Origin of the sequence: Bacillus sp. FJAT-27245, from assembly GCF_001273955.1 — a bacterium.
GTDB lineage: Bacteria > Bacillota > Bacilli > Bacillales > Cytobacillaceae > Bacillus_D.
This window is the reverse complement of sequence record NZ_LIGI01000001.1, coordinates 553005-578587: the sequence shown is the minus strand read 5'-3', so window position 1 is coordinate 578587 and position 25583 is coordinate 553005. Positions and strand designations below refer to the sequence as shown.

The 25583-nt window shown below is 43.3% G+C and carries 23 protein-coding genes; 9 read left to right on the top strand and 14 right to left on the bottom strand.

What is annotated here, in order from left to right; genetic code table 11:
* Positions 1–167: 167 nt before the first annotated feature.
* From ADU24_RS02755 to ADU24_RS02735, 5 genes are all read left to right on the top strand, one after another.
* Complete coding sequence (locus ADU24_RS02755) at positions 168–1214, top strand: ABC transporter substrate-binding protein (RefSeq protein WP_053365198.1); 1047 nt, start codon at positions 168–170, stop codon at positions 1212–1214.
* Between the two features lie 88 nt (positions 1215–1302).
* Positions 1303–2412: an ABC transporter ATP-binding protein gene (locus tag ADU24_RS02750; RefSeq protein ID WP_053365197.1), complete on the top strand. Its 1110-nt coding sequence runs from the start codon at positions 1303–1305 to the stop codon at positions 2410–2412.
* A complete protein-coding gene (locus ADU24_RS02745) occupies positions 2402–4051 on the top strand; it encodes an ABC transporter permease (protein ID WP_197277463.1) in 1650 nt (549 codons plus the stop codon). Before ADU24_RS02750 ends, ADU24_RS02745 begins: the two co-directional genes overlap by 11 nt.
* A gap of 78 nt (positions 4052–4129) precedes the next feature.
* Complete coding sequence (locus tag ADU24_RS02740) at positions 4130–5809, top strand: sensor histidine kinase (protein ID WP_053365195.1); 1680 nt, start codon at positions 4130–4132, stop codon at positions 5807–5809.
* Between the two features lie 6 nt (positions 5810–5815).
* The gene (locus ADU24_RS02735) at positions 5816–6607 is read left to right on the top strand and encodes a response regulator transcription factor (protein ID WP_053365194.1); all 792 of its coding nucleotides are present in this window, start codon (positions 5816–5818) and stop codon (positions 6605–6607) included.
* Between the two features lie 181 nt (positions 6608–6788).
* Here ADU24_RS02735 and ADU24_RS02730 read toward each other — a convergent pair whose 3' ends face one another.
* On the bottom strand, positions 6789–7376 hold the full coding sequence (locus ADU24_RS02730; protein ID WP_053365193.1) for a vWA domain-containing protein: 588 nt from the start codon (positions 7374–7376) through the stop codon (positions 6789–6791).
* A 97-nt stretch (positions 7377–7473) separates the two neighbouring features.
* Here ADU24_RS02730 and ADU24_RS02725 point away from each other — a divergent pair, with 97 nt between their 5' ends.
* Entirely contained in the window at positions 7474–7986 is a 513-nt protein-coding gene (locus tag ADU24_RS02725; RefSeq protein WP_053365192.1) for a hypothetical protein, read from the top strand.
* Positions 7987–8039: 53 nt separating this feature from the next.
* Here ADU24_RS02725 and ADU24_RS02720 read toward each other — a convergent pair whose 3' ends face one another.
* Complete coding sequence (locus ADU24_RS02720) at positions 8040–8420, bottom strand: RidA family protein (protein ID WP_053365191.1); 381 nt, start codon at positions 8418–8420, stop codon at positions 8040–8042.
* Between the two features lie 158 nt (positions 8421–8578).
* Positions 8579–9205, bottom strand: coding sequence for a GNAT family N-acetyltransferase (locus tag ADU24_RS02715; protein ID WP_053365190.1), 627 nt, complete (start codon positions 9203–9205; stop codon positions 8579–8581).
* 271 nt (positions 9206–9476) lie between these two features.
* Between ADU24_RS02715 and ADU24_RS02710 the strand changes: the two genes are divergently transcribed.
* Positions 9477–10046, top strand: a complete 570-nt coding sequence (locus tag ADU24_RS02710) for a TetR/AcrR family transcriptional regulator (RefSeq protein ID WP_053365189.1) — start codon at positions 9477–9479, stop codon at positions 10044–10046.
* 23 nt (positions 10047–10069) lie between these two features.
* A complete protein-coding gene (locus ADU24_RS02705; RefSeq protein ID WP_053365188.1) occupies positions 10070–11149 on the top strand; it encodes a serine hydrolase domain-containing protein in 1080 nt (359 codons plus the stop codon).
* 45 nt (positions 11150–11194) lie between these two features.
* Here ADU24_RS02705 and ADU24_RS02700 read toward each other — a convergent pair whose 3' ends face one another.
* The 9 genes from ADU24_RS02700 to ADU24_RS02665 form a co-directional block, all read right to left on the bottom strand.
* Positions 11195–12877 (bottom strand): glycoside hydrolase family 13 protein, encoded by a 1683-nt coding sequence (locus tag ADU24_RS02700; RefSeq protein WP_053368747.1) that lies wholly within the window; start codon positions 12875–12877, stop codon positions 11195–11197.
* A gap of 207 nt (positions 12878–13084) precedes the next feature.
* On the bottom strand, positions 13085–14341 hold the full coding sequence (locus tag ADU24_RS02695) for an ATP-binding protein (RefSeq protein ID WP_053365187.1): 1257 nt from the start codon (positions 14339–14341) through the stop codon (positions 13085–13087).
* A gap of 187 nt (positions 14342–14528) precedes the next feature.
* Positions 14529–14684: a DUF1540 domain-containing protein gene (locus ADU24_RS22460; RefSeq protein ID WP_082306785.1), complete on the bottom strand. Its 156-nt coding sequence runs from the start codon at positions 14682–14684 to the stop codon at positions 14529–14531.
* A 74-nt stretch (positions 14685–14758) separates the two neighbouring features.
* Positions 14759–16399 carry a glycoside hydrolase family 13 protein gene (locus tag ADU24_RS02690; protein WP_053365186.1) on the bottom strand — a complete coding sequence of 547 codons (1641 nt, stop codon included), beginning with the start codon at positions 16397–16399 and terminating at the stop codon, positions 14759–14761.
* 75 nt (positions 16400–16474) lie between these two features.
* Positions 16475–17302, bottom strand: a complete 828-nt coding sequence (locus ADU24_RS02685) for a carbohydrate ABC transporter permease (protein ID WP_053365185.1) — start codon at positions 17300–17302, stop codon at positions 16475–16477.
* Between the two features lie 16 nt (positions 17303–17318).
* Positions 17319–18218 (bottom strand): carbohydrate ABC transporter permease, encoded by a 900-nt coding sequence (locus tag ADU24_RS02680; protein WP_053365184.1) that lies wholly within the window; start codon positions 18216–18218, stop codon positions 17319–17321.
* Positions 18219–18366: 148 nt separating this feature from the next.
* On the bottom strand, positions 18367–19635 hold the full coding sequence (locus tag ADU24_RS02675) for an ABC transporter substrate-binding protein (RefSeq protein WP_053365183.1): 1269 nt from the start codon (positions 19633–19635) through the stop codon (positions 18367–18369).
* An 80-nt stretch (positions 19636–19715) separates the two neighbouring features.
* Positions 19716–21812 (bottom strand): amylo-alpha-1,6-glucosidase, encoded by a 2097-nt coding sequence (locus ADU24_RS02670; protein ID WP_053365182.1) that lies wholly within the window; start codon positions 21810–21812, stop codon positions 19716–19718.
* A gap of 119 nt (positions 21813–21931) precedes the next feature.
* Positions 21932–22954, bottom strand: a complete 1023-nt coding sequence (locus ADU24_RS02665) for a LacI family DNA-binding transcriptional regulator (protein WP_053365181.1) — start codon at positions 22952–22954, stop codon at positions 21932–21934.
* 156 nt (positions 22955–23110) lie between these two features.
* On the opposite strand from ADU24_RS02665, the gene ADU24_RS02660 reads away from it, so the two are divergent.
* Positions 23111–23596, top strand: a complete 486-nt coding sequence (locus tag ADU24_RS02660) for an STAS domain-containing protein (RefSeq protein ID WP_053365180.1) — start codon at positions 23111–23113, stop codon at positions 23594–23596.
* Between the two features lie 155 nt (positions 23597–23751).
* Here ADU24_RS02660 and ADU24_RS02655 read toward each other — a convergent pair whose 3' ends face one another.
* Both ADU24_RS02655 and ADU24_RS02650 read right to left on the bottom strand, forming a co-directional pair.
* Positions 23752–24480 (bottom strand): response regulator transcription factor, encoded by a 729-nt coding sequence (locus tag ADU24_RS02655; RefSeq protein ID WP_053365179.1) that lies wholly within the window; start codon positions 24478–24480, stop codon positions 23752–23754.
* Positions 24481–24561: 81 nt separating this feature from the next.
* Positions 24562–25581, bottom strand: a complete 1020-nt coding sequence (locus ADU24_RS02650; protein WP_156324502.1) for an oligopeptide/dipeptide ABC transporter ATP-binding protein — start codon at positions 25579–25581, stop codon at positions 24562–24564.
* Between the last annotated feature and the right edge of the window lie 2 nt (positions 25582–25583).

Genomic DNA, 25583 nt, shown 5'->3' with positions numbered 1-25583 from the left:
CCAGGAACCAACCGAAGTTTGTCGAATTTAATTCGACTAATCCTTTGTTCATTTTTTCGGATATATTGGTCATTTTTTTGGATTGTTCCAAAAAATGAAAGAGTTTAATATTTAGAGTAAGTTATGAAAGCGCTTCATATTCAGTTACGAACAGGAGAGATTGGAGAATGAAAAAGAAAAAGCTGTTGTCTGCGGCACTTGTGGCGGCACTAGGGATTTCAGGACTTCTTGCCGGCTGCTCTTCGGACAGTAAGGAAAGCTCAACAACAAAAAAAGAAGAGAGCAAAGAACTAGTCGTTTATTCCCCGAACCCAATTGAGTTCAATGAACCTCTTGTAAAGGAATTCGAGGACGAAACTGGAATCAAGGTTGAAGTTATTTCCGCAGGAGCGGGCGAACTCCTAAAACGCATTGAATCCGAAGGGGATAATCCACTGGGTGATGTTATGTGGGGCGGCTCCCTCTCTTCACTAGAGCCGTATACTGAAAGATTTGAATCATACAAATCCAAAAACGAAGGCAATGTTCCTGATGAATTCAAAAACAAGGACGGCAAAATCACAAGATTCTCCCTTGTTCCGAGTGTCATCATGGTAAATAAAAACCTTGTCGGCAATATGAAAATTGAAGGCTATGAAGACTTATTGGACAAGAGCCTGAAAGGGAAAATTGCTTTCGCCGATCCTTCCAAGTCTTCCTCCTCCTTTGAACAGGTCATCAACCAGCTTTATGCAATGGGTAACGGCGATCCTGAAAAAGGATGGGATTACGTCGGCAAGCTGATTAAAAACCTTGACCAAAAACTGCTGAGCGGTTCTTCCGCTACCTACAAAGGTGTGGCTGATGGCGAATACTCTGTCGGATTGACTTTTGAAGAGCCGGTCATCAATTACATGAATGACGGCGCTCCTGTTGAGGTTGTTTATCCAAAAGAAGGAACAATTGTAAAGCCGGATGGGGTCGCTATCATTAAAGGCGCAAAAAATATAGAAAATGCCAAGAAATTCGTTGATTTCATTACAAATGAAGAATCACAAACAATGGTCGCAAATGAGTTGAATCGCCGCCCAGTCCTTTCAACAGTAAAAATCAAGGACAACAACGGCATGAAGTCTCTTTCCGAGATTAAATTAATTCAGGACGACCAGGAATGGTCCAACAAAAACAAGGAAGCAATCCTGAACAAATTCAAGGATATGTTTACCAGCAATTAATAATCATCAATAGAGTATGAGTGGAAGCCTGCTCATACTCTATCATTTTCAGCAAGAATCAGCTTTCAAAGCAAGAGGAGGACTTATTTTGAGTACAGCGATTACCTTCGAACACGTACGCAAGGATTATGAGAAAAAAACTGTTATCCCCGACCTGAACCTGACGATTAAACCAGGCGAATTATTTACTTTGCTTGGGCCCTCAGGCTGTGGAAAAACAACTTTGCTCCGGATGATTGCCGGTTTCCATAGCATTGACGGTGGAACCATTTCTTTTGATGGCCAGGCTTTAAACGATATCCCTGCCCATAAACGAAATATCGGGATGGTTTTCCAAAACTACGCCATTTTCCCCCATATGACAGTCTACAATAACGTAAAATATGGTTTGAACAACAAAAAAATCAGTAAGGCCGAAATGATTAAACGGCTGGATGATATCATAGAAACAGTCAAAATCACCGAATATAAGGACCGCCTGCCGAATCGACTATCCGGCGGCCAGCAGCAGCGCGTCGCCCTTGCAAGGGCCATCGTTATCCATCCAAAGGTCCTTCTCATGGATGAACCGCTGTCGAACCTCGATGCGAAACTAAGGATTGACATGCGCCGGGCGATAAGTGAAATACAGAAAACCATTGATATTACGACCGTTTATGTCACTCATGACCAGGAAGAAGCACTTGCCATCTCAGACAGGATCGCTGTAATGAAAGATGGAGTAATTCAGCAGGTTGGGTTTCCTGATACCATTTATCTGCGACCAATCAATACATTTGTTGCTTCATTCATCGGGCATTCTAATTTATTCGAAGGGTATGTAGAAAAAGACGGCGGGAAGACCTTCGTTTCTATTATGGACGGCTACCGAGTTGAAATGAGTAATATCCATGGTTCTGTCCAGGATAAAGAAAAAGTTATGGTGGCAATCCGGCCGGAGGAGTTCACACTGTCCAGCAATGTGCAAGGCATCCGCGCGAGGGTAAAACACCGGAACTTCCTTGGCAAGTATATTAATTACGAACTTGTTCTGGATAATGGATCGAGTGTTGAGTTCACCCAGGATACAAACCTTAAAAATCGTTTTATCGAAGAAGGGGACATTGTTTATCTTGAGGCGATTGCGGAAAAGATTAACGTTTTTACAGCGGACGGCGAAGAAAGCCTGATAGATGGAGTGGTCCGTTATGCGGAATAAACTAAAACTCGATTTCTGGAATTTATCTACCATTGTTGTATTTATCTTCTTTGCGGTATTCTTGATATATCCATTGGGCTCCCTTTTGTTGAGCAGCTTCCAGGCTAATGATGGATCCTTTACAATGAAACATTTCATAACTTTTTTTGAACGGAAATATTACTATCAATCCTTGCTGAACAGCCTGTCGGTTACAATTTCTGTCACGATTTTGTCAATCGCGATCGGGGTCCCTCTTGCATACTTAATGTCAACTTTGAAAATAAAGGGAAAAGGTATCATTGAGATTTTAATCATCATTTCCGTCCTGTCCCCTCCTTTTATCGGGGCCTATTCATGGATTCTGCTGCTGGGGCGTAGTGGGGTTGTTTCCAAGTTCTTCATGGAACATTTTGGTGTCACATCGCCCAGTATATATGGATTCGGAGGAATATTGCTCGTTTTCACGCTGAAGCTTTTCCCTTATATTTATTTGTATGTGTCGGGAGCATTGAAGAAAATGGATTCTTCCTTAAGCGAAGCCGCGGAGAGCCTCGGGACAACCGGAGTGCGGAAAATGGTAACGCTCATTCTGCCACTGATTCTCCCTACAGTACTCGCTGGAGCCATGCTTGTATTCATGAATTCGCTTGCCGACTTTGGTACTCCGATGCTGATTGGGGAAGGATTTTCAACTATGCCTGTCCTCATCTATTCTGAATTTATCAGCGAGGTTGGAGGAAACGCCCATTTTGCGGCAGCTCTTGCAACAATCATGATTTTGATCACGACTGTTATCTTTATAGCGCAAAAGTACATTGTTAATAAAAAATCCTATGAAATGAGTTCGCTGCGACCAATCCAGCCGGAGCAGGCAAAAGGATTGAAAAACTTTTTTGCCCATGCCTTTATTTACGTTGTTGTTGGACTGGCCAGCATCCCGCAGGTGACGGTCATTTACACATCATTCCTAAAGACGCGCGGTGCGATGTTTATTGAAGGCTATACACTCGACAGCTACCGAAGAGTTCTTGAACGGATGGGTGATTCGATTCTGAACACCTACATTTATGGTATTATTGCATTGGCAATCATCATTGTGCTCGGCATGCTTATTTCGTACGCATCCGTTAGAAGAAAAAATGCCTTAACGGCCTTCCTTGATACAGTAGCGATGTTCCCATACATTGTCCCTGGTTCCGTTCTTGGTATTACACTCTTGCTTGCATTTAACAAATCGCCTCTGTTGCTTAGCGGAACAGCGGCGATTATGATAATTTCGTTCATCATCCGTCGCCTTCCTTATACGATGCGGTCAAGCGCGGCGATTATTTATCAGCTCAGCCCGAGCATGGAAGAGGCTTCCATCAGCCTCGGCTACTCTCCTTTCAGGACATTCCTGAATGTAACGGCGCGGTTAATGATGCCAGGCGTACTTGCGGGAGCGCTTTTGAGCTGGATAACTGTAATTAACGAATTAAGTTCATCGATCATATTATTTACCGGTAAAACCAGAACAATGTCGGTCGCGATTTATTCAGAAGTTATAAGGGCTAGCTATGGTACGGCTGCAGCATTGTCTACCATTTTGACTGTTACGACAGTTATATCATTATTGATTTTCTTTAAAGCAACCGGCTCAAAAGAAGTAAGCCTATAATTTTATAAGATGGGCAACTCCCAATAGGGGTTGTCTTTTCTTCATTCCGGCCAATCCTCATCGAAGCAGGTGAAAGAAATGGATTCAGCTAGAAAGGTTTCAAGCTTATACAGGAAGGAATTGAAAAGGTCGCTTATCAGTTTTGGGGTTGTCCCTGTTTCTATTATCACCCTACTATTCTATAACCTGTTTTTCTTAATCGGCCTCCACCTGGTGAAAGAAAATAATATGGAGGAAAATGACAGGATCACAGGCAGGATCCTGGCCAAGTTCTCGCAAATTTCCGAAGAAAGCCAACGCCTCGCAAATGAACTTGATCTCGGCCTTCTTGAATCTTCCGTCTCCTACAGGGCTGAAATGTATGGAAAGCTGTACGGCGCCGCCAATAAACAAGACCTTCGAAGCCTTTTTTCTGTCATTGATGCCGATGGTAATATCCTTGCAACCAACTGGACTGAAACCGTGGATGATAACCGAAGGAATACTGCCTGGTATATTAGCAAACGCCTGAAAAATGCCCCCGCCCAAAAAAGCCTAATGTATCCAAATCGCCAAAGCCTAAGAAATGACAGGATATTCTATAACATTGTTAATCCCATTTTCGACCGGAATGGAGCCGTTAAAGGCTATATCATCTTCAACCTGCTCGAAAACCAATTCAGGCAGCTAATGAATAATGTTAATTATACCGACATAATTGTAGCGGATCGATACGATAATAGCATTTTATCAACGAACGAAATGCTGGTAACAAAAGCAGGAAAAATAGCAACCGTGGAGAAGAACAGCTATATTTTAAACAAAAAGGAGATTTTAGATGGAACAATTTCCGTCTATTCCATCTCGTATACCGGACTTTTTAAAAAGATTTATAAAATCGGCCTTATTACATTGATTGCCTTCTTTTTATTGATTACTGCAGGAACCATTATTTTTGCCAACGATTCTTCGCGAAGAAAAATGAAATCGATTGATAAACTTTTATCTATTATTAATCGGGCCAAGGTTGGAGATTTCAATCAAAGGACTACGTTTGAAAAAGAAGATGAATTTCAGGTAATCGGTGAATACTTACAGCAGCTTTTAAAGGATATAGATACATTGATGCGGGAAAACAAGGAATATATCGAAAGAAGCGCCAGAGCCGAAATAAAACAACTCGAAATGCAGATAGACCCCCACTTCCTTTTTAATACGCTTGAAAACATCAGGTATGTAACCCGGATGGAACCGGAAAAAGCGGAGAAGCTCATCTTGATATTGTCCAGCCTGCTTCGTTACAGTATAAACAATCGAACCCAATATAACAGTGTCGATGAGGATATCCGCTACCTCAAAAGCTACCTTACCCTCCAGCAAATCCGGTTCGGGGATTCTCTTCAATATCATATTGAAGCCGAAGAAGGGGTTGGAAGCTGTAGTATTCCAAAACTTATTATTCAGCCGGTGATTGAAAACGCGATAAAATATGGCTTCAAAACAAAAACAACTTTAAAAATAGAAACCATAATTAAAAGCACAAGAAAAGCGCTTTATCTCATGATCCGGGACAATGGGGAAGGGATTGAAAAAAGCCGGCTTAAGGAATTGCAGTCATTTCTTAAGCATGATGAAAACAATACAAACCATATAGGAATTCACAATGTAAACAGGAGGATCAAGCTGCTGTACGGTCCACGATACGGTCTTAGGATTTTTAGCGAGGAAGGCTCCGGAACACTGGTAATAATCAGGATCCCTAAAATAAAGGAGGAATGAAATCCTATGATCAGCGCATTAATCGTAGAAGATGAGCAAATCATCCGCAAAGGATTAATTTATACGATGGACTGGAAAGGCATGCGGACTGAAATCATTGGCGAAGCCTCCAATGGGAAAGAGGGACTCGAGAAAATTATCGGCCTAAAGCCGGATGTTGTCATTACAGATATTAAAATGCCAATCATGAGTGGCATAGAAATGGTTGAGCAGGCCTTGAACCACCACGATTTTGAAACCATCATCCTTTCCAGCTACAGCGATTTCGAATATACCAAGAAAAGCATCCAGCTGCAGGTTTTTGACTATTTGTTAAAACCCGTTGACGAAGACGCTTTGAAGGAAGTCATGTTCTCCCTCTATGACAGGTTGGAAAAGAGAAAAAGGCAAAGTTTGCTCACAAACAGAGTGGACGTCGAAACTTTGGCAGCCATGTTCTTTCCGAATCAGGACAGCATATCGGACTACACTCCTTATACGAGAAGGCTGATTGAGAGCATCAAAGAGCGGTATTCCGAAAAAATTAGCTTGGAAGAGCTTGCTGCCGAAATGGGGGTAAGCCCCAGCTATTTAAGCAGGGTTTTTAAGAAGGACACGAACGGTACCTTCCACCATTACCTTAATCAAGAAAGAATTCGCAAATCCATTCCCCTTTTGCTATCGAATAATTATATGATTTATGAAATCGCCGAGTTAGCTGGTTTTAATGATTACAAACAATATAATAGTGTTTTTAAAAAGTATACTGGCTTCTCACCAACGGAATTTATCCAAAAAATAAAACTCGAAAAGGAATAGCCATGACAGGAAGGGAATCGCTTCCCTTCCTCCTTTTTACAGTCCTGTTTGTGTTGTTTCGGAAAATCTTAGTATGATAGGGTTTATGTCCCCCAGACAATTAGTGTACGCTAAATGACAGGTTCCCCTTGCACTTATATACTCTCGGCAAGCTTATTTGCCCATTCGATTACATTTCCCCCTATTGTCTTTTCCTAACTTCCGAAACAGCTTCCGTGACCATTTCATACATCTTTTCAACCCCTGTATGTGATGCCTCAAAATGGTATGAATGCTTTTGTGCGATGCCGAGATTCCCTGCTTCCTGGGCGGCATCGATATTCGCCCCCATAAAAATGAATTCCCAGCTGTATCTTTCCTGTTGATGCCGGATAAGTTCCTTTACTTTTTCATACGTGAATTCCCTGCTCGCATTTTCCATCCCATCCGTGGTAATAACAAAGATGACTTTTCCCGGTCTCCGCTCTTCCTCTGTTTTGGATAATCTGCAGCCAACATCAACAATGGTCCTTCCTACCGCGTCCAGGAGGGCAGTCGACCCCCTCACAAAATATTCCTTGTCGGTGAGTTCCGCGTTTTCAGCTTTAACCCCGTTCCAGAGGATTTGATACTTATCGTCAAACAGGACTGCCGTGACAAGCGTTTCCCCTTCAAGGCTGGTTTGCCTTTTCAAAAAGGAATTGAACCCGCCAATCGTATCCTGCTCGAGCCCGGCCATAGAGCCACTTCGGTCAAGGAGAACTATAATTTCTGTTAAATCTTTATTCATTTTTCACGTCAACTCCTTTGGTTTAGTTGATATAATAGTAACTTGATAAGCCAATCATTTGGTCGCCTGAGGGGCGACAAATAGGGGGTCACCCAGGATGCTCGATAAAAAGTTCTTTACGGAATTGCAGATATATATAAATGCCCACCTTGAGGTACTGATTTTAGAAGAATCCAGGAGCTTTCATGAAAGCTTTAAACGGGATGTGATTTTGGAAAGCATCTCGCCAATCGAGATTAAGGAGTTTATTGAAGACAAACGGAAGCCGGTCCTTAGGGAAGTCCTTTTCAACATTATTGATAGAAAAGGGGTGACCGATTCGGAGATTTATAAGAAAGCTCTAGTTGACCGCCGCCACTTTTCAAAAATCCGTTCCAATCCAAGCTACCGCCCGGGTAAAAATACGGTAATTGCCCTTGCGCTAGCCCTAGAACTAGATAAAAAAGAGACCGGCAAGCTATTAAGCTCGGCTGGCTATTCCCTGTCGGACAGCGATACATCCGACCTCGTCATTCAATTTTGCATTGAAAAGGGCATTTATGACATCCATCAAGTGAATGAGGCATTGGAGTATTTCAGCCTCAAAACGCTTGGCGGGATGAATGTGTAAAGAAAAATCCAGGGGTAAATGCTTCCCCTGGATTTTTCTTTCTTTCGTAAGTTTTATCGCCTCTTTGCAATCATCTCAATTTCCACCTCAGCCCCAAGCGGCAACCCCAAAACAGCTACCGTTGTCCTTGCCGGAAAAGGTTCGGAAAACTGTGTTTTATAAACCTCATTCATTTCCGAAAAACTATTCATATCAGTCAAATAGACATTTACCTTGATAACATCATCAGGGGTGAGTCCGGCTGCTTCAAGGACGGCGAACAGATTCGCAAAACATTGCTTCGTCTGCTCGCCAATGCCGCCGCTCACCAATTCCCCTGTCATTGAATCAATCGGCGTTTGTCCGGATAAATAAACCAGCTCACCTGCATCCACCGCATGTGAATAAGGCCCGACCGCCTTTGCATCCTTCGACTCATACACTTTCCTCGCCATAAAAACCCTCTCCTTTTCCCTTAGTGATCCCTTTATGATGCCTGGCACCATTACATTGCGCACCATCTATTTAAAATAGTTCGAGATAGGTTGCGCTTTTCCTCCAAGAGGCAAAGATTATCCATTCAGAAATGCGGATACGTTTATTGGACACCCTACTATATGGACCGAGCTACTTTTCTTATTATTTCGCCTGTATGGGGGATGTCAGTGTGAATGTAGGCCAGGGCGGATGTGATGGCTTGCTTTATTTTAGTGTCAGGAAGCGTGTTTGGATTTCCCGCTGGCTTGAAGTAGAGGTACATAGGGAGGGAGCCTTCTTTTGTCGGGAGCTGGTAATCGACGGGAAGCCTCGTTGCACCGTTCTTCTCGTAAAAGCGTATTCTCCTTTTTTGAATTTCCTGATTCGTCCCTACCTCTTCCCCCGGAATTTCAACCTCGAGAAAGACGCCAAGGGAACCTTCCCCTTTCTTGTACCCTGCAATTGAATGGAAAAGAGCCGATCCATAGCCTAAATTTCGGAATTGCACATCCACCGCTAGATAATCAAGCCAAAGGGCATTGATTTCTTCAATTTCATATATGCACGCATACCCAATTAACGAGTCCAATTCTATATGGTTAGCAAGAAGAATCTTATATTTTTCCTTTGCAATCAGGCTTTCAAGCTGGCTGTATTCCTTTAGTTCTTCAGGGGCAAAATCACGTTGAAGAAGTCCGTATATACGGCGAAGTTCGCCTGCCATACCTTCCCTTATATGAATCTCATTCAATTTGCTTTTCATAAAGAACCCCCATTATTTAAACGATATCTTTTTAAAATAATAACACTCCAATGATTATTCCCACAAAAAGTGGAGCCTTCGCCATGGCTCCTTTGCCCAATCCGGCTCATCCTCCCTTTTTCCGATCACTTCTTAATTTTTAAAATCCGGTTAGGGATTATGCCCTTTTGAAATATTTTACAGGTTAATATTGTAAAAACGACCTATATTTGATATAAATATCATATGATATATATCAATTGAAACTCATGAGAAACAGGAGTCGAAGATTATGCCACCTAAGAAAAAGTTCTCAAGGGAACAAATCATTGATGCAGCATTTGATATTGCACGGGATGAAGGCCTTGATGGAATAACTATCCGGAAAATCGCACAAAGAATGGGTAGCTCAATTGCGCCAATTTATGTGAATTTCAATGATGTGGAAGAGGTGAAAAATGCGGTTTTAGGGAAAATGCATGACATTTCCCTGAAGATGCTAAAAACAAATTATTCAGATGACCCCTTTCTTAATATTGGAATTGCCAGCCTCAAATTTGCCAGGGAGTACAGCGTTTTGTTCAAGGATTTAATTCTGAACAATAAAACCCGGTTGGAACGGGTTCAGCCCGATATTGGCAGTATCCTTGGCCGTATGCAAAAAAGCGAAAAGCTAATGGAATTTACACAAGAGGAATTGTCAGGGATTTCATTTAAAATGCGGGTTTTCCAACTCGGGCTATCTGTTATGGACGTCAACGGGATGCTTCCAAAAGGGATGGAGGAAGAGGACCTGGTTCGCATTCTTCAGAGAACAGGCGAGGATATCATTGAAGCCGCCCGCCTTCGTAAAAATAAATAAAAGATGTATGGGAGAGATGGGGAATGAAAAGCGGTCAAATAGAGGCGAGCATCGAGGATTTGTTCAGAAAGAGAGTAAAGAAGGACGACAAAATCCATAATGCCTTTTTAATGGTCCATTCCGAAAAACTAGGCATAAACATGAACGTGGCCGAGGGCCTGACTGACGGAAAGCCTTCAAATCCTAACCAGCCTTATTTCATAGCAAGTGTAAGCAAATTATTTGCCGCTGTTTTAACGGCGATTTTCGTTGAGCAAGGTAAGCTCTCTTTTGAGGATTACATCACATCGCATCTTGACGCTGAACTTTTATCCGGCATGCATATCATAGACGGCAGGGATTATATTCATGAAGTGAAAATCAGGCATTTGCTGAACCATACTTCGGGATTGCATGACATTTTGGAGGATACGCCAAAGAATGCCAAGGGAATGAGAGAATTAATTTTCGAGGAGCCTGACCGTACTTGGACACCGCGAAGCGTTTTGGAATGGGCTAAAAATAATCTAACATCCCACTTTCCTCCGGGTAAAGGATTTCATTACTCGGATACCGGCTATCATTTGCTGGGATTGATCATTGAGAAGGTTTCAGGCATGCCATACCATGAAGCCCTTACTGCCTATATCTTTGAACCGTGCGGCATGGACCACTCCTCTTTTGCGAATTATTCGGAGCCAAAGGTGAAGCCGGAGCATCCTTTAGCCAACTTGTACGGAAGGAATATGGATGTGTCCAAATACCGCTGCCTGACTTTGATGTTTGCCGGCGGTGCCATAATATCCACAACAAACGACCAGCTTAAATTCATGAAAGCCCTTGTGAACGGAGAGCTCATAAGCAGCGAAACGAGGGAGCAAATGAAAGATTGGGCAAAGTTTTTTTTCGGGATTGATTATGGGTATGGCATGATGAATTTTAAAACGATTCCCATCCTCATGCCGAAAAAATACAATGCATGGGGGAACGCCGGCTCAACCGGCACATTCCTGTTTTATCATCCCTCAACAGAGTCCTATGTAATTGGCGGATTGAATGAAATGACCTATGGACAAAAAGGGATTCGGTTCATGTTAAAAGTTGTCGACAAGCTGACGAAATAAAAAAGAAGGCAGCGGCCGGGTTAATGGGCAGCTGCCTTTTTCATATTATTTTTTCAGAAAAACGATCGCTTCATAAGGCCTTAATACAAGCCTTGATTTCCCCAGTTGAATATCTTTGTAGTTCTGGATAATCACTTCCAATCCGGTAACCTCGCCTATAAGAACCGGATCGTCCAGTTCTATCTCCTCCTCGCTGAAGTTGCAGAGCACAATAAGCTTTTCGTCGCCGGACCTGCGCTCATAGGCAAACAACGCGGGATGTTCACGGTAGAGCAAGTTGAAGTCACCGGTTGTAATGATGTCGAAACTCTTTCGTAATTCAATTAAGTGCTTGTAATGATAAAAAATAGACTCCTTATCTTTTAATGCTTCTTCCACATTGATTTCCGTATAGCGCGGGTTCATTCCAATCCAAGGGGTTCCGTCTGTGAATCCCCCGTTCGGCCCGCCATTCCACTGCATCGGAGTCCTCGCATTGTCGCGTCCTTTTACATAAATTGACTCCATAATCGTTTCATGCGGTATACCCATGCCCCGCTTTTCGTTGTACATGTTAATCGTCTCAACATCCTTATACTCGTCAATGGATTCAAACCGGACGTTGGTCATCCCGATTTCCTCCCCTTGATAAATATACGGAGTTCCTTGAAGCATATGGAGGCAGGTCGCAAGCATTTTGGCGGAAAGGACCCGATATTCCCTGTCATTCCCGAACCTGGAGACAATCCGCGGCTGGTCATGGTTGTTCCAGTAAAGGCTGTTCCACCCTACCCCATGAAGGCCTTTTTGCCATTTCTCAAAATTCTCCTTCAGGTCAACAAGGTTCAGGCTCTTTAAGTTCCACTTTTCCCCTGCACCGCTGTCCAGGCCCATATGTTCAAAGGTAAAGATCATATTCACTTCATTGTTTTCCGGAGCCGTGTATTCCTTCGCGTGCTCCACCCTCACCCCTGGCATCTCGCCGACTGTTAAAATATCATACTTAGAGAGTACTTCATTGTTCATTTCCCGGAGGAATTCATGAATTCTAGGGCCATTCATGAAAAACGGGCTTCCATTCCCGTAAAGAGCCCCTTCCTCCACGGTACCATCCGGAAGTCCATCCACTTTTGAGATGAAATTGATAACATCCATCCGAAATCCATCAATTCCCTTATCAAGCCAAAACTTCATCATCTTGTATACTTCTTTGCGTAATTCAGGGTTTTCCCAGTTCAGGTCCGGCTGCTTCCTGGAAAAGATGTGCAAGTAATATTGTCCGGACTCCTCATCGTATTCCCAAGCAGGCCCGCTGAACACGGATCCCCAATTATTCGGTTCACTGCCGTCCTTTCCATCCTGCCAATAATAGAAGTCACGATACGGATTATCCCGCCCGCTTCTCGACTGGACAAACCATTCATGCTCATCAGATGTATGATTAACGACAAGATCCATGATAATCTTAAGCCCCCGATTGTGAGCCTCGGACAAAAGGGCGTCAAAATCATCCATCGTCCCAAACTCTTCCATGATTTTGTAGTAATCACGAATGTCATAGCCGTTGTCATCATTAGGGGAATCATAGATCGGGCTTAACCAAATGACATCGGCTCCAAGCTCTTTCAGGTAATCGAGCTTTTGCGTAATTCCGGCGATATCGCCGATCCCGTCCCCGTTCGAATCATAAAAGCTTCTTGGGTAGATTTGATAGACTACGCTTTTTTTCCACCAATTCGTTTGCTGCATTTGCGCTATCCCTCTTTTCACATATGTATCTATCATTTGTTCCATAAGTTCCAAAACCACATCCTGCCAGTCCGGCAGCCGTTTCAATTGTACCATTCCAGACTGGATTTTTCCTCCCAGTTGCCCTTTAAATCCTTCTGCAGCCCGCCACATCTCAGATAACATGAAAAGCCTGGTAAAACAAAAATACTGCCTGGTCGGCAGCATTTAAAGCTGGTCTGAGCGATATCCGGGCATTTGGATGATGAATTTCGTCCCTTTTCCCTGTTCGCTCTCTACTTTAATAGACCCCTTAATCGAGTTGATAATCTTATAGGATACAGACAGGCCAACCCCTGTTCCTTTATCCTTGGTTGAATAAAATGGTGTTCCGAGATACCTTAACTGCTCCTTGGACATGCCGGCGCCATTATCTTCAATGACGACAAAGATATTCGCCCCTTTTTTCCAAGCTTTGACGGAAATTTCCCCTTTTGACCCAATTGCTTCAATGCTGTTTTTTATCAGATTCACAAAAACCTGCTTCATCTCGGAACTGTCAGCTTTAATGAACAAGCCGTCTTCAAGTGCGGATGTAATGGTAATGGCCTGGAGGTTGGTATACGATTTCATTAGTTCTATAATCTTATGAAGTTCATACTGCAAATCAAGAACTCCCAAATCGGTATTTGCCGGTTTGGCCAGGGAGAGGTACTCCGACAGGATTGCTTGGGAATGATTTAATTCTTCTATCGAGATATCTATATATCTCCTTTGCGAATCAGTCAAATTCTCATCTTTTTTCATTAATTGCAGGAATCCCCTGACAGCAGTCATCGGGTTGCGGACCTCATGCGCCACCGAGGCGGCCAGCTGGCCAATCACATTGTACCGTTCAGCCCGCTGGACCTTTTCTTCCAATTCAACTTGCTTTTTCAGGTTTTCGAAAATGAAAACGACGGACATGAGCGTAAGCCAGGCAATAACCGAAAAAATAAAAACGATTCCTATTTCCTCTGTATGCTTGCCTGCTATAAGCCAGATTTCACGCGTAATTGTAATGATCCAGTGTACAGCACTGATGGCAATAACCTTAAACCTTAAAGAGTGGTCCCTGAATTTTCTCGCAATTACCGCAAGCAGACCACCTGCTATCGCAAAATTAATAACGGTTACGAGAGGCGCACCATTCTGGAATAGAATCTTGTAGCCCATTGCAATTATCAGAAGAATCGAGCCGGTTAACGGGTTTCCATACAAAAACGCAATGATGATTGGAATCAACTTCAAATCGTAAATGAGCTTATCGGAATAGGTAACAGAGAAAGTAAGAGTCATGACGAGCGAGAGGGAAAGCACAATCAGGAGTCTTGGCTTCAAGCCGTTTTCCTTGTTTCCGTTTTTATGCAAAAACAAATGGTAGAACCATATCGGGAAAAGGACAACTAGTACCTGGTTTAAAACATGTCCGATATTCGCAAGCATGGGCCGTTCTCCTTAAACAATATTTTATTGCATGTTTCTACATATTACTCTAAATTCTCCAAAATCCTTCCATTTCCTGTTTCACTTCTTTTAAATTTAATAATTTTTTTACCAGGATATCGAAACAACCCCCTTTGCCAAAACGACAACATGAAAACCGGACGAAACTTCGTCCGGTTTTCATGTTTCATTTTCGCTTTTCAAAGGTTTTGCAGGCTGTTTCTTCTACATCGGCAGCCTCCCTGCCATTTTGGCCAATGACAAAGATTGAATCGGCGACACACTCATCACCTTCTGCCCAATACTTACAATTTTCCACATTGCATTTCACTTCTATTTTCAAGGTAAGCCCTCCTTATGAAAGGTTACAGGAACATTACCCCTTTTAATAGAACGATAATCCAACCAATTGCGCTCCTAATTTTCAGCAAACAAATAAATTCTCGCCTCATACGGCCTCAGCTGCAATGCAGTTTCGCTTTTATCCACAGCGGGTTCATAATTACCAATCAACAAGCGTCTCTCCGGCGAACAATAGCCTTCAGGAAGTACGGCGGAATGGCCGCTTTTCTGGAAGTTCGCAACGAATAGCAATGTTTCCGTGCCATACGTCCTTGTAAAAGCGTACAGTTGCTCCTCCCCTTCTAGTATCGGCTGATAATCACCATATATAAACACTTTATGAGCCTTCCTTAACTCTATCAATTTTTTATAAAAGTAAAAAATCGAATCGGGATCCTTTAAAGCGGCGTCCACATTGATTTCTTTATAATTCGGGTTGACTTTTATCCAAGGGCCCCCGGAAGTGAATCCCGCATTTGGGCTGAAGTCCCACTGCATCGGCGTCCTGCTGTTATCCCTGCTTAATGGCTGCAGAGCAGCAAGCGCCTGTTCCGGGCTCATCCCTGCATCCGCCAATTCCCGGTATTTATTTTTCATCGCGATATCGTTATAGTCATCAATCGAGTCAAAACGTGCCCCGGTCATGCCGATTTCCTCACCTTGATAAATATACGGAATGCCAGGCAACGAATGGAGCATCGCGGCAAAAAGCTTCGCCGATTGCACCCTGTATTCCCGATCATCCCCGTATCTCGTGACTAGCCTTGTATGGTCATGGTTATTCAAGAATTGTGAGTTCCAGCCTCGTCCCCATAATCCTTCATACCAGCGCTTTTGGATTTCCTTAAACCTTTTCAAATCCCATGTCGGCATTTCATCGCATACTTCAAAGTGAAACAACGTATTCAATTCATTCCTTCGCTCATCAACATAAAGCAGTCCCTCATCCGGAGAAACAAACGCAACCTCGCCAACCGTCAGGATATCATATTGGCTGAATACCTCCCTGTTCATTTCCTGTATATAACCATGAACACCGGGGTTATTTGTAAGATAGCTAATGTCCTCCGGATGGCCAGAGTTTGGAAACCCCTCCTGTTTGGCCAAAAGGGCGATGGCATCGAGGCGGAATCCGTCTATGCCCTTCTGCAGCCAGAAATGCATCATTTTGTAGATTTCCTTCCGCAGCTCTTCGTTTTCCCAATTCAAATCCGGCTGTTCAACAGCAAAGGAATGAAAATAATATTGCTTCGTTGCCGGGTCATATTCCCATGCGGATGGACAAAAATAGGAGCGCCAATTGTTCGGGGGCTTCCCGTCTACCCCTTCCCGCCAAATATACCAATCCCGCTTCGGGTTATCCTTTCCGGACCTCGACTCAATGAACCATGGATGCTCATCCGATGTATGGTTGACAACTAAATCCATAATAATCTTTAAACCGCGGCTATGCGCCCCTTCAAGCAGTTCTTCAAAATCTCGCATCGTCCCGGCCTTAGGCATAATGGAATAGTAATCGGAAATATCATATCCATTATCCTTATCAGGCGATGCATAAAATGGATTGAGCCAGATAACATCGACGCCAAGGCTCTTAATGTAGTCCAACTTTTCAATGACACCGCGCAGGTCGCCATAACCGTCCCCATTTGTATCGTAAAAGCTCCGCCAATACACTTGATAAACAACGCTTTCCTTCCACCATTTGTTATTCAATTCAATCCCCCGTTTCGACTGTATAGATAAAAACCCCAATCCCCGCGCAAAACAAGGATTAGGGCAACTATCTTCTTACTTACCGCCTGTGAACGAAATTCCTTTAATAAAATATCGGTTAAAGAATGCGTAAATCAATAACACTGGCAATGTAAATACCATTGAAGCAGCCATAATATAATTCCAATAGCTGACGAATTGTCCCTTGAACGTATTCAAGCCAAGTGGGAGTGTAAACATTTCGATATCTGTCATAACGATTAATGGGCGCATAAAATCATTCCAGAATCCCATGAAAATAAAGATTGCCTGGGCAGCAAGCGCCGGTTTAGCCAAAGGGAGCACGATTCGAAAGAAAGTCCCGAACCGGCTCAGTCCATCCATCTCGGCTGCTTCCTCCAATTCCTTCGGGAAGTTGATGAAGAATTGTCGCATCATGAAGATATACGTTGCATTAATCATTCCCGGGACAATCATGCCCTGGTAGGAATTGAGCCAGCCAAGCTGTTTTAAAATCAAGTAGTTCGGGATCATTGTTACTTGGGCCGGGATCATTAAGACTGCCAGGATTAGGATGAAGATGGGCTTTCTACCAGGAAAATTCAGGCGCGCGAGGGAATAGCCCGCCATAGAGTTAAAAATCAGATTCAGCACTGTTCCAACACATGCAATAAAGAGGCTATTGAACATCCAGCGCGGAAAATGCTCCTGCTCTACGAAAATCTGTTTATAGTTATCGAGCGTAAAATTTTTCGGGATGAAGCTCATTGAACCACTGACAATCTCCGAGAGTGGCTTAAACGATGATGACAAGGCCCACAAGAATGGCACGAGCGTTGTCACGGCATAAGCCCCAAGGACAATATAAAGAAATACTTTTCCAACACCTAGTTTTCCATTCATTTTTGTATACCCCCCTTTAGTACAAAGATTCTTCCTTGGAAAATTTACGCTGTACAAGCGTTGCGATAAGGATGACGACGGCCAATAAAAATGCGAGTGCGGATGCATAGCCCATCGTTCCCAAATTTTTAAACGCATATTGATAAACAAGAAGAACAATTGTTAAGGTGGAGTTGTCCGGCCCGCCGGACCCGCCTGAAAATATGTATGATTGATCAAACAATTGGAAGGTTCCAATGAGGCCCATAATGACGACAAAGGACGTAACAGGCCTTAAATGCGGCACAGTAATATTAAAGAACTTCTGGATGGCATTCGCACCATCAAGCTCAGCCGCTTCATATAGTGAATCCGGAATGTCCTGAAGGGCGGCCAGGTAAATGACCATAAAAAACGGCGCTGTTGACCAAATATTCATAAACATGATTGCATTTAAAGCAATATTCGGGTCGCCAAGAAAATTATAGGTTGGAAGTCCGATAGACTCGAGAACATTATTTATTAGCCCTTCCTTGTTATACATCCACATAAAAATCAGCGTTAATACGGCTGATGACGTCAAAGTCGGGAGAAAGTAAACAATCCGGAAGAAATTTTGCCCCTTAATTCCGGCATTCAATGTAGCCGCGAGGATGAGCGCAAGCATCGTTTGGCATGGGACTACAATCACGACATACTTGAACGTGTTCCATAAAGCGATTTTTGCCCTCGTATCATTCAATATCCTTTCAAAGTTGCCAAACCCGATGAAATCAAAAGTGGCTGTTCCAAGCAACTGAACTTTATGGAACGAAAGGAATAAAGTATAAAAAATCGGCCCAACAATAAAAACAAGCAATACCACTAATGCGGGCGAAATAAAGGTATACCCCTGGCCGGCTTCTCGCAGGTTCCTCCGGGAAAATGAGATTTTCATTTTTCTGCATCTCCTTTAATAAGAATTATGGCCGCCCCAATTTGCTGCCAGGACTGTTTCTGTCGAAGTCGGACGACTTCGGCACAAACAGTCCTGCAGAATAAAAGGAGGGGGAAAGGAGATTGCCCATTCCCCCCGTACTTTTCCATTACTTTGAATCAATTTCCGAATTCGCCTGTTTTTCCGCTTCTTTAAGGGCTTCATCAAGCGGACGTTTGCCGAGGAACGCACTCAAGAACTGGTTATTGAAATTGTTCATAATGATTGGAAGGTTCGTTCCTTCAGACCAAACTGTCGCGTACGATGCGCCGGCAACAAGGGCTGCACGCAGCTCATCCTTGTCATAGCCAAGCTTTTCCGCAACCGACTTTCGTGTTGGCAAGGCATACCCTTTGCTCGTCCACGTTTCCATGCCTTCCTTGCCTGTCAGATAAGAGATTAGCTTCCAGGAGGCTTCTTTCTTTTCCGATGCCGCATTCATCACGTAGGCAACTGAGTAAGCCATAGTTGAATGTTTTCCATTTACTGTCGGCAACTCTGCGGTCCCATACTCAATATCAGGGAATGTATCTGCAAGAAATGGAATCGCCCAGTTTCCTTCAATGACCATTGCCGCTTTGCCCTGTCCAAAGATTTCTCCGCCCCAGTTCGTTCCTACTTCCTTTGGCTCAATCGCTGATTTGTCCACATTGTGCATGTCAATAACAGGTTGGAGGGCACTAACGACTTCTTGTGAAGCAAAGTTCGCCTTATCCTCTTTTACGATATCTCCGCCAGTGGACTCGCCAAGCCAGAACATGCGGGCAAGCTCAGGAGCAACGCCAAACCCATACACTCCATCCTTGGTCAGTTTCTTTGCAGCTTCACGGAATTCTTCAAATGTTTTCGGAACTTCAACGCCGGCATCGCTCAACATCTTTTTGTTATAAAACAATGCAAGGGTTGAGTAATCCTTAGGGAAGCCGTATGTTTTTCCGTCCTGAATAAAGGCTTCAGCCAGAGGCTTTTCAAAATCATCAACATCGAAATCATCTGTTACATACTCATCAAGCGGCTCAAGGACACCCGTTTCGATCAAGGCCGGCGCTTCAAATGCATCAAGATAGAAAACATCCGGACCTTCCCCGCCAATAAGCCTGGTTTTAATGACATCCATGTACTGCTCGGAAATGACTTCGTATTTTACCTTGATATCTTTATGTTTCGATTCAAAGTCCTCAATTACCTGCTTCAATAGTTTTTCTTCGGTTGGGTTGCCACCCCAGCCGGCAAGCGTAACTTGGACTGGCTTTCCACTTTCTTTTGACCCCTCATTGTCTTTGCTGGATGATTCTTTGCTTCCGCTGCAGCCGGCAAGGATACCTGCCATTAGAACTGATGCTACTCCCACTGTTGAAAGCCACTTTCTCATTTTCATTATCAAAGCCCCTTTCAATTCTTTTTTTGATATCTTAAGAGAATTCATCTCTAGAGACTATGGTTGCTAAACTGGTAAATCTATTGCTTGAGGATTTTGTAGCCAGTCGAGTTTTCTATGATATTTACATTAACTCCCTCATCTGTACGTATAGCTTCAAGTGACAAACTGCCTTTGCCAATTCGCATATTATAGACGGAAAGCTCATTCATTTCCGGCAGCAGCACCGGTGAAAGCGACAATTCCTTTTTTGTGCTGTCCGTGAACAACCCGAGAATTGTCTGGACAAAAACGAGTGGAGTCCCTGCGGCCCAAGCCTGTGGTGAACACGCCACCGGATACTTTACAGCCTTTCCAAGCGAATCGCCATAACCGCAGAACAATTCAGGCAAGCGATTATATTCAAAGAAACTCGAAGCTTTTATCAGGCCGGCAATCACTTTATTCGCCATATCCTGGCGCCCTGTTTTGCTCAACCCTAACAGGATCAGGCTGTTGTCATGGGGCCAGATGCTTCCGTCATGGTAGCTCATCGGATTATAGCCCGCTTCTCCTTCACCCATTGTCCGAATTCCGTAACCGGAAAACATTTTCGGAGATAAAAGCATATTGCTTACCGCTTCTGCCCTCGTCTGATTTAAAATGCCCGAATAGAGAAGATGTCCCGGGTTCGAGGTGATTGTCCCTACCCGATTCTTCTCAGCATCCAGGGCGATTGCGTAGTACTCGCACTCCTCCATCCAGAATGCTTCATTAAATTTATTCATTAACATTTGTGCGCTTATCCGGAGCTTTTTTGCCTGTTCGGTTTTCCCTATTTGCTCATACAAATCAGCGATGCCTGTTTTCGCCTGGTACACATAGCCTTGCACTTCAGATAAGGCGATTGGCGATTTGGCATAATCCCCATTCCGGTGGACGATTGAATCACCGGAATCCTTCCAGCCTTGGTTTGCTATCCCCTTGCTCGCTTCCTGGTGGTATTCAACGAACAGATCCCCATCCCGGTCACCGTACAGATCAATCCAATTTAGAGCATTTTCTATATGTGGTTCAATGTCAGCCAAAATATCAAAGTCCCCCGTCCAGTTGATATATTCCTTCACAAGGATTAGAAAAAGCGGCGTTGCATCAATTGTGCCGTAATATGGGGTAAATGGAATCTGCCCTGTGCTCGCCAATTCACCATAGCGGATTTCATGCATAATCTTTCCGGGCTGTTCATCTCGCCATGGATCAAGCTTTTTCCCCTGATAATTAGCCATTGTCAAAATGGTGCCTTTTGCTATATTCGGATTAAATGCAAGCATTTGCAATGCCGCTATAATGCTGTCCCTGCCAAATGGAACGCCGAACCACGGAAGCCCCGCAACCGGGAACGGGCCAAAACCCACGTCAGTCAGCAGGACCCTTAAGTCGTCGATGCCTCTTTCTACAAGAGTTTGCAAAGGAGCATAATCCGTTTTGACCATGGTTGTTTCCCTGTTCCACCTGTCATAAGATTCCTGGAGTTGGGCTAACGCCGTTTTTACCGGAACTGGATTTTGGCCACTGCACTCGCCTATCTGCGGCTTGATGGAAAAAGTTACGCTATCTTCCTCTCCATGGTTAAGCATGAAGCCGAATGTAACATGCCCTGTATCTTCTACAGCTTTAGCATCCCTGTCCCAGCCAATGACTGTTTCTCGTGTTATATTGTCCGAACCAACATAGCCGAATGCGATAGAATTCCCATTAATCCTCTGGCCAGTCCTGTTTCCAATTTTTCCGCTCTGGAAGCCCCTTATTATGAACATATCTTTGAAATCAACATCCATTTCAAGCGTAATATCAAACGACACTTGTTTTGGGTAATAGCTTTTTACTTTGATTGTTTCGTAGAGAACATTGTTTGTTATGAATCGGGTCCTCTCAATTTCTACGGATTCCCTCCATAAAATCACTCCCTCGCTATTTTCCATATGTGGATTCGTAAGGAGGATTTTTGCCATATAATTCTCAGCAGCATCAGAAGATAATAGGATTGGCTCTTCCCCGTTAATGTACAGGCTCAGTTTACTCAAAAAACGGGTATCCTTTGTATAAAGGCCCAAGCCGTAAGGATGGCCGACTGGAATGTCTCCTTTATTATCCGTCAATAGGAATAAGTCATCTTCTTTAATTACACGATAGTCCATAAGCGCCTCCTGCAAACCATTTTTCCGAAACGTTTCGGATTTTATTTTAAAAGGATCATTGTTAAAATTTATATGATTGTGCTGTTAACTTAAACGTTTCGGATCAAGTTAACGACAGACTAAACCCTCCTGTTCTTTGCGGCCGAATCTCTTATCACAAGTTTTGTCTGCATCGTTACAATTTGCGGTTCGGACTTGCCTTCGAGCATATTTAACAAAAGGTGTGCGGCCTGGTATCCCAATTCAAAAAAGTTCTGGGATACTGTAGTTAACGGAGGATTTGAGTAGGATGCAAGAATGATATCATCATAACCAATAACCGATACATCTTCCGGTACCTTTAGACCAAGGGACTTTGCCGCCTTCAGTACGCCAAGGGCCATGATGTCACTCGCGCAAAAAATGGCGGTTATGTTTGGATGCTGGAGCAAAAGGTTCCTCGCTTCCTTAAATGCTGTTTCTTCCTTAAATTGGCCGTTGCAAACCCATTCCGGATTAACAGGCAAACCATGTTCTTTTAGGGCTTCCATATACCCCTCGATCCTTTTTTGGCTTACAAAGGCCTGTTCATGCCCATTGACCATGGCAATGTTTTGGTGCCCAAGGTTAATTAAATGCTCCACAGCTTTTCTTGCGCCAGAAACATTATCGGTAGTGACGTAGCCAACATTTTCAGTGTGGACTGGAATATCAATAAGGACACAGGGAATGTCACTTTCCACTACTTCCTTTAAATATGGATCATCCTTTTTAATCCCCTGAATGATTACTCCGTCCACCCTCCTCTCCCTGCATAGCTGGGAGTAAGTTTTTTCACGCTGCTTTGATGTATTTGTATTAAATAAAATTAAATCGTATTCCTTTTCCGATACTGATTCATTTACACCTGATAGGATTGAAAGAATGATTTGATCCTTTTCACTTTCCCTGTTCAAACCTGAAACGAGAAGCCCAATTGTTTTAGAAACATTCATCACGAGCCCTCTCGCCAAAGTGTTCGGGCTGTAATTCAGTTCCTTGGCAATATCCATGATTCTTTTTCTCGTCTTTTCACTTACATCGGAATAGCCATTTAACGCCCTGGAAACCGTTGTGACCGAAACTCCGGCAGTTTTAGCAATATCCTTAATCGTCGTACCCATAAAATCCTCCGAAACGTTTTGGTTCCTTGATAATTGAATCATAAACCAGTTTGAAACCGTTTGCAACCCTTTGGATTTCAGTCTTTAATTTTCCTAATTTACCAAAACGGTATATACTAGAATCATTGAATAAATAAATTTGAGCGAGAGGTTCCTATGACTGAGAATAAAAATGAACTCCAATTTCTTCGCGAAGAAACTAAAAAGCTGAAAGATAGGGTTTCTGAATTGGAAGGCTTGGTCAGGTCTGTTTCCACTCCCATAATCCCCTCAATTATTCCCGGGGTATTGCTTATACCCCTTGCTGGCGAAGTATCAGCCTCCAAATTCGACCTAATTATACCGGAACTGTTGGAACATGCAGGCTCAGAGGAAATTGACACGGCTGTTCTTGACTTTACCGCTATTAGTGTAGAGGGTTTGGATGATTTGAAAATTCTTGGCCACTACCTAATCAATATCACTTCTTCACTTAGACTTGTCGGATCTCAGGTTTTGGTTGTCGGCATTGCGCCGCGTTTTGCCCAGGAACTGGCCAAATCACAATTGCAATTCATCAAGGAATTGCAAACCTTTTCCACATTTAAATCTGCCCTTCAATACTTAATGAGAAAGAAAGGATTGGCTTTAATAAAAAAATAATATTTTTTTATTAAAAGTGGTTTGAGAGACCCCGCGGGCGGGTATTACAGTATCGGGGCATTGAGCGGCACCAGACTCGGAAAAATAAAAAGACTGTAGGAAAACCCGATCATGTCGGAGTTTCCTACAGTCTAAAACCCCTGTTTTCAGGGGTTTCACTTTTGTGATTCAGCTGGTATTCCAATGGATTCTACTACATCCACTTCCTCGTTTTGCAGTTTATATCCTATACCCCAAACCGTTTTGATTGTCAGGTTAACTTCGTTTTGCTTAAGTTTTTTGCGGATCCTGTTTAGATGCGTATCGATCATCCGGTCATCCTCCAGGTGCTCGTAACTCCAGACAACTTTAAGAAGTTCTTCTCTTGTCACGACAACATCCTGTTTCTTCGCAAGAATCCATAGGATGGCGAATTCCTTTTTCGTAAAATTCAATTCCTTTTTCCCATGGTACACCTTATAGTTATTCCGGTTCATCTTAAGCTTGCCAAATTGGATTACTTCTTCCTCGCCGCTTCGTTTCATGGAAACAAGGTCAAGCAGGACTTTGATTTTGCATAAAAGGACCGGATAACTGATTGGATTCAGGACTACGTCGTCCGCACCGGCTTCAAAGTACTTGATAATTTGGTCTTCAGGTAAGGGCTTGCCAAGAATGATGATGATTGTTTGAAACTTTTGGCGAATTTGACGGCAAAGTTCAATACTATTCACATCTATTAATGAATGATTGATAATAACGACGTTTGGCCTCCACTCAATCGCACTAATTAAACCCTGCAAACCGTTGTTATAGGAGGTGACTGAGAAGTAAGATCCGAAAAATTGCAAAAGCTTTGCGCATCTCTGACTATCTTCTTCTATTATTAATATCTTCTTTTCCATTTAGTACGCCCCCAAACAGCACTAAAGGCAGATTGGCCTTTTTATTATTATAGCAGTTGCTTTGATGGCGGTAAATATTACCTACGACAATGGATAATGGCAAGCAACAAAATGATCGTTATCCACTTTAGCAAACGCTGGTGCTTCTTCCCGGCATTTGGCCTGGGCAAATGGGCATCTGGTATGGAAATAACAGCCTGAAGGTGGGTTGATCGGGCTTGGCACATCCCCTTCAAGGACAATTCTATTCTTCTGATCTCTTAATCTTGGATTCGTAACAGGGTTTGCTGAAATCAATGCTAGAGAATACGGATGCTTGGGATTATCAAAAAGCTCATCAACGTCCGCCAATTCTACCAGTTTACCTAAATACATTACCCCAACACGTTTACTAATATGCCTTACCACATTCAATCCATGGGAAACGAATAAATATGTAAGGTCCATTTCTTTTTGGAGCTCTTCCAGAAGATTGATGATTTGCGCCTGGATTGAAACGTCCAGGGCGGAAACCGCTTCATCAAGGACTAGGAATTTCGGGTTTAATGCAAGTGCCCTTGCAATGCCGATCCTCTGCCTTTGGCCGCCGCTGAATTCATGCGGATATCTCCTGATATGGTAAGGGCTTAAGCCAACAATCCCCATCAATTCCTGTACGCGCTTTTCTCTTTCTCCCGGATCTTTCATGCCGTGGATTTTAAGGACGCGCCCGATTGTATCACCTACGCTCAGCCTTGGGTTGAGTGAGGAGTACGGATCCTGGAAAATAAGTTGCAGATCCTTACGGGTCTGGCGCATTTTATCACTTGATAAGTCGAAAATATTTTGGCCTTCAAATTCAACGCTGCCGGCAGTAGGTTCGAGCAAATTCAGCATAACCCGGCCAATAGTCGACTTGCCACATCCGCTTTCTCCTACAAGTCCCAGTGTTTCCCCACGATAAATATCCAGGCTTACACCGTCAACAGCCTTTACATATCCCTGGACCCGTCCAAGCAGGCCGCCTTTAATAGGAAAATGTTTTGTAACGCCCCGGGCGCTCAGAATGACTGAAGACTCTTTATTTGTGTCTTGTTCCTGCTCCAACATAGTATTCAGCATGC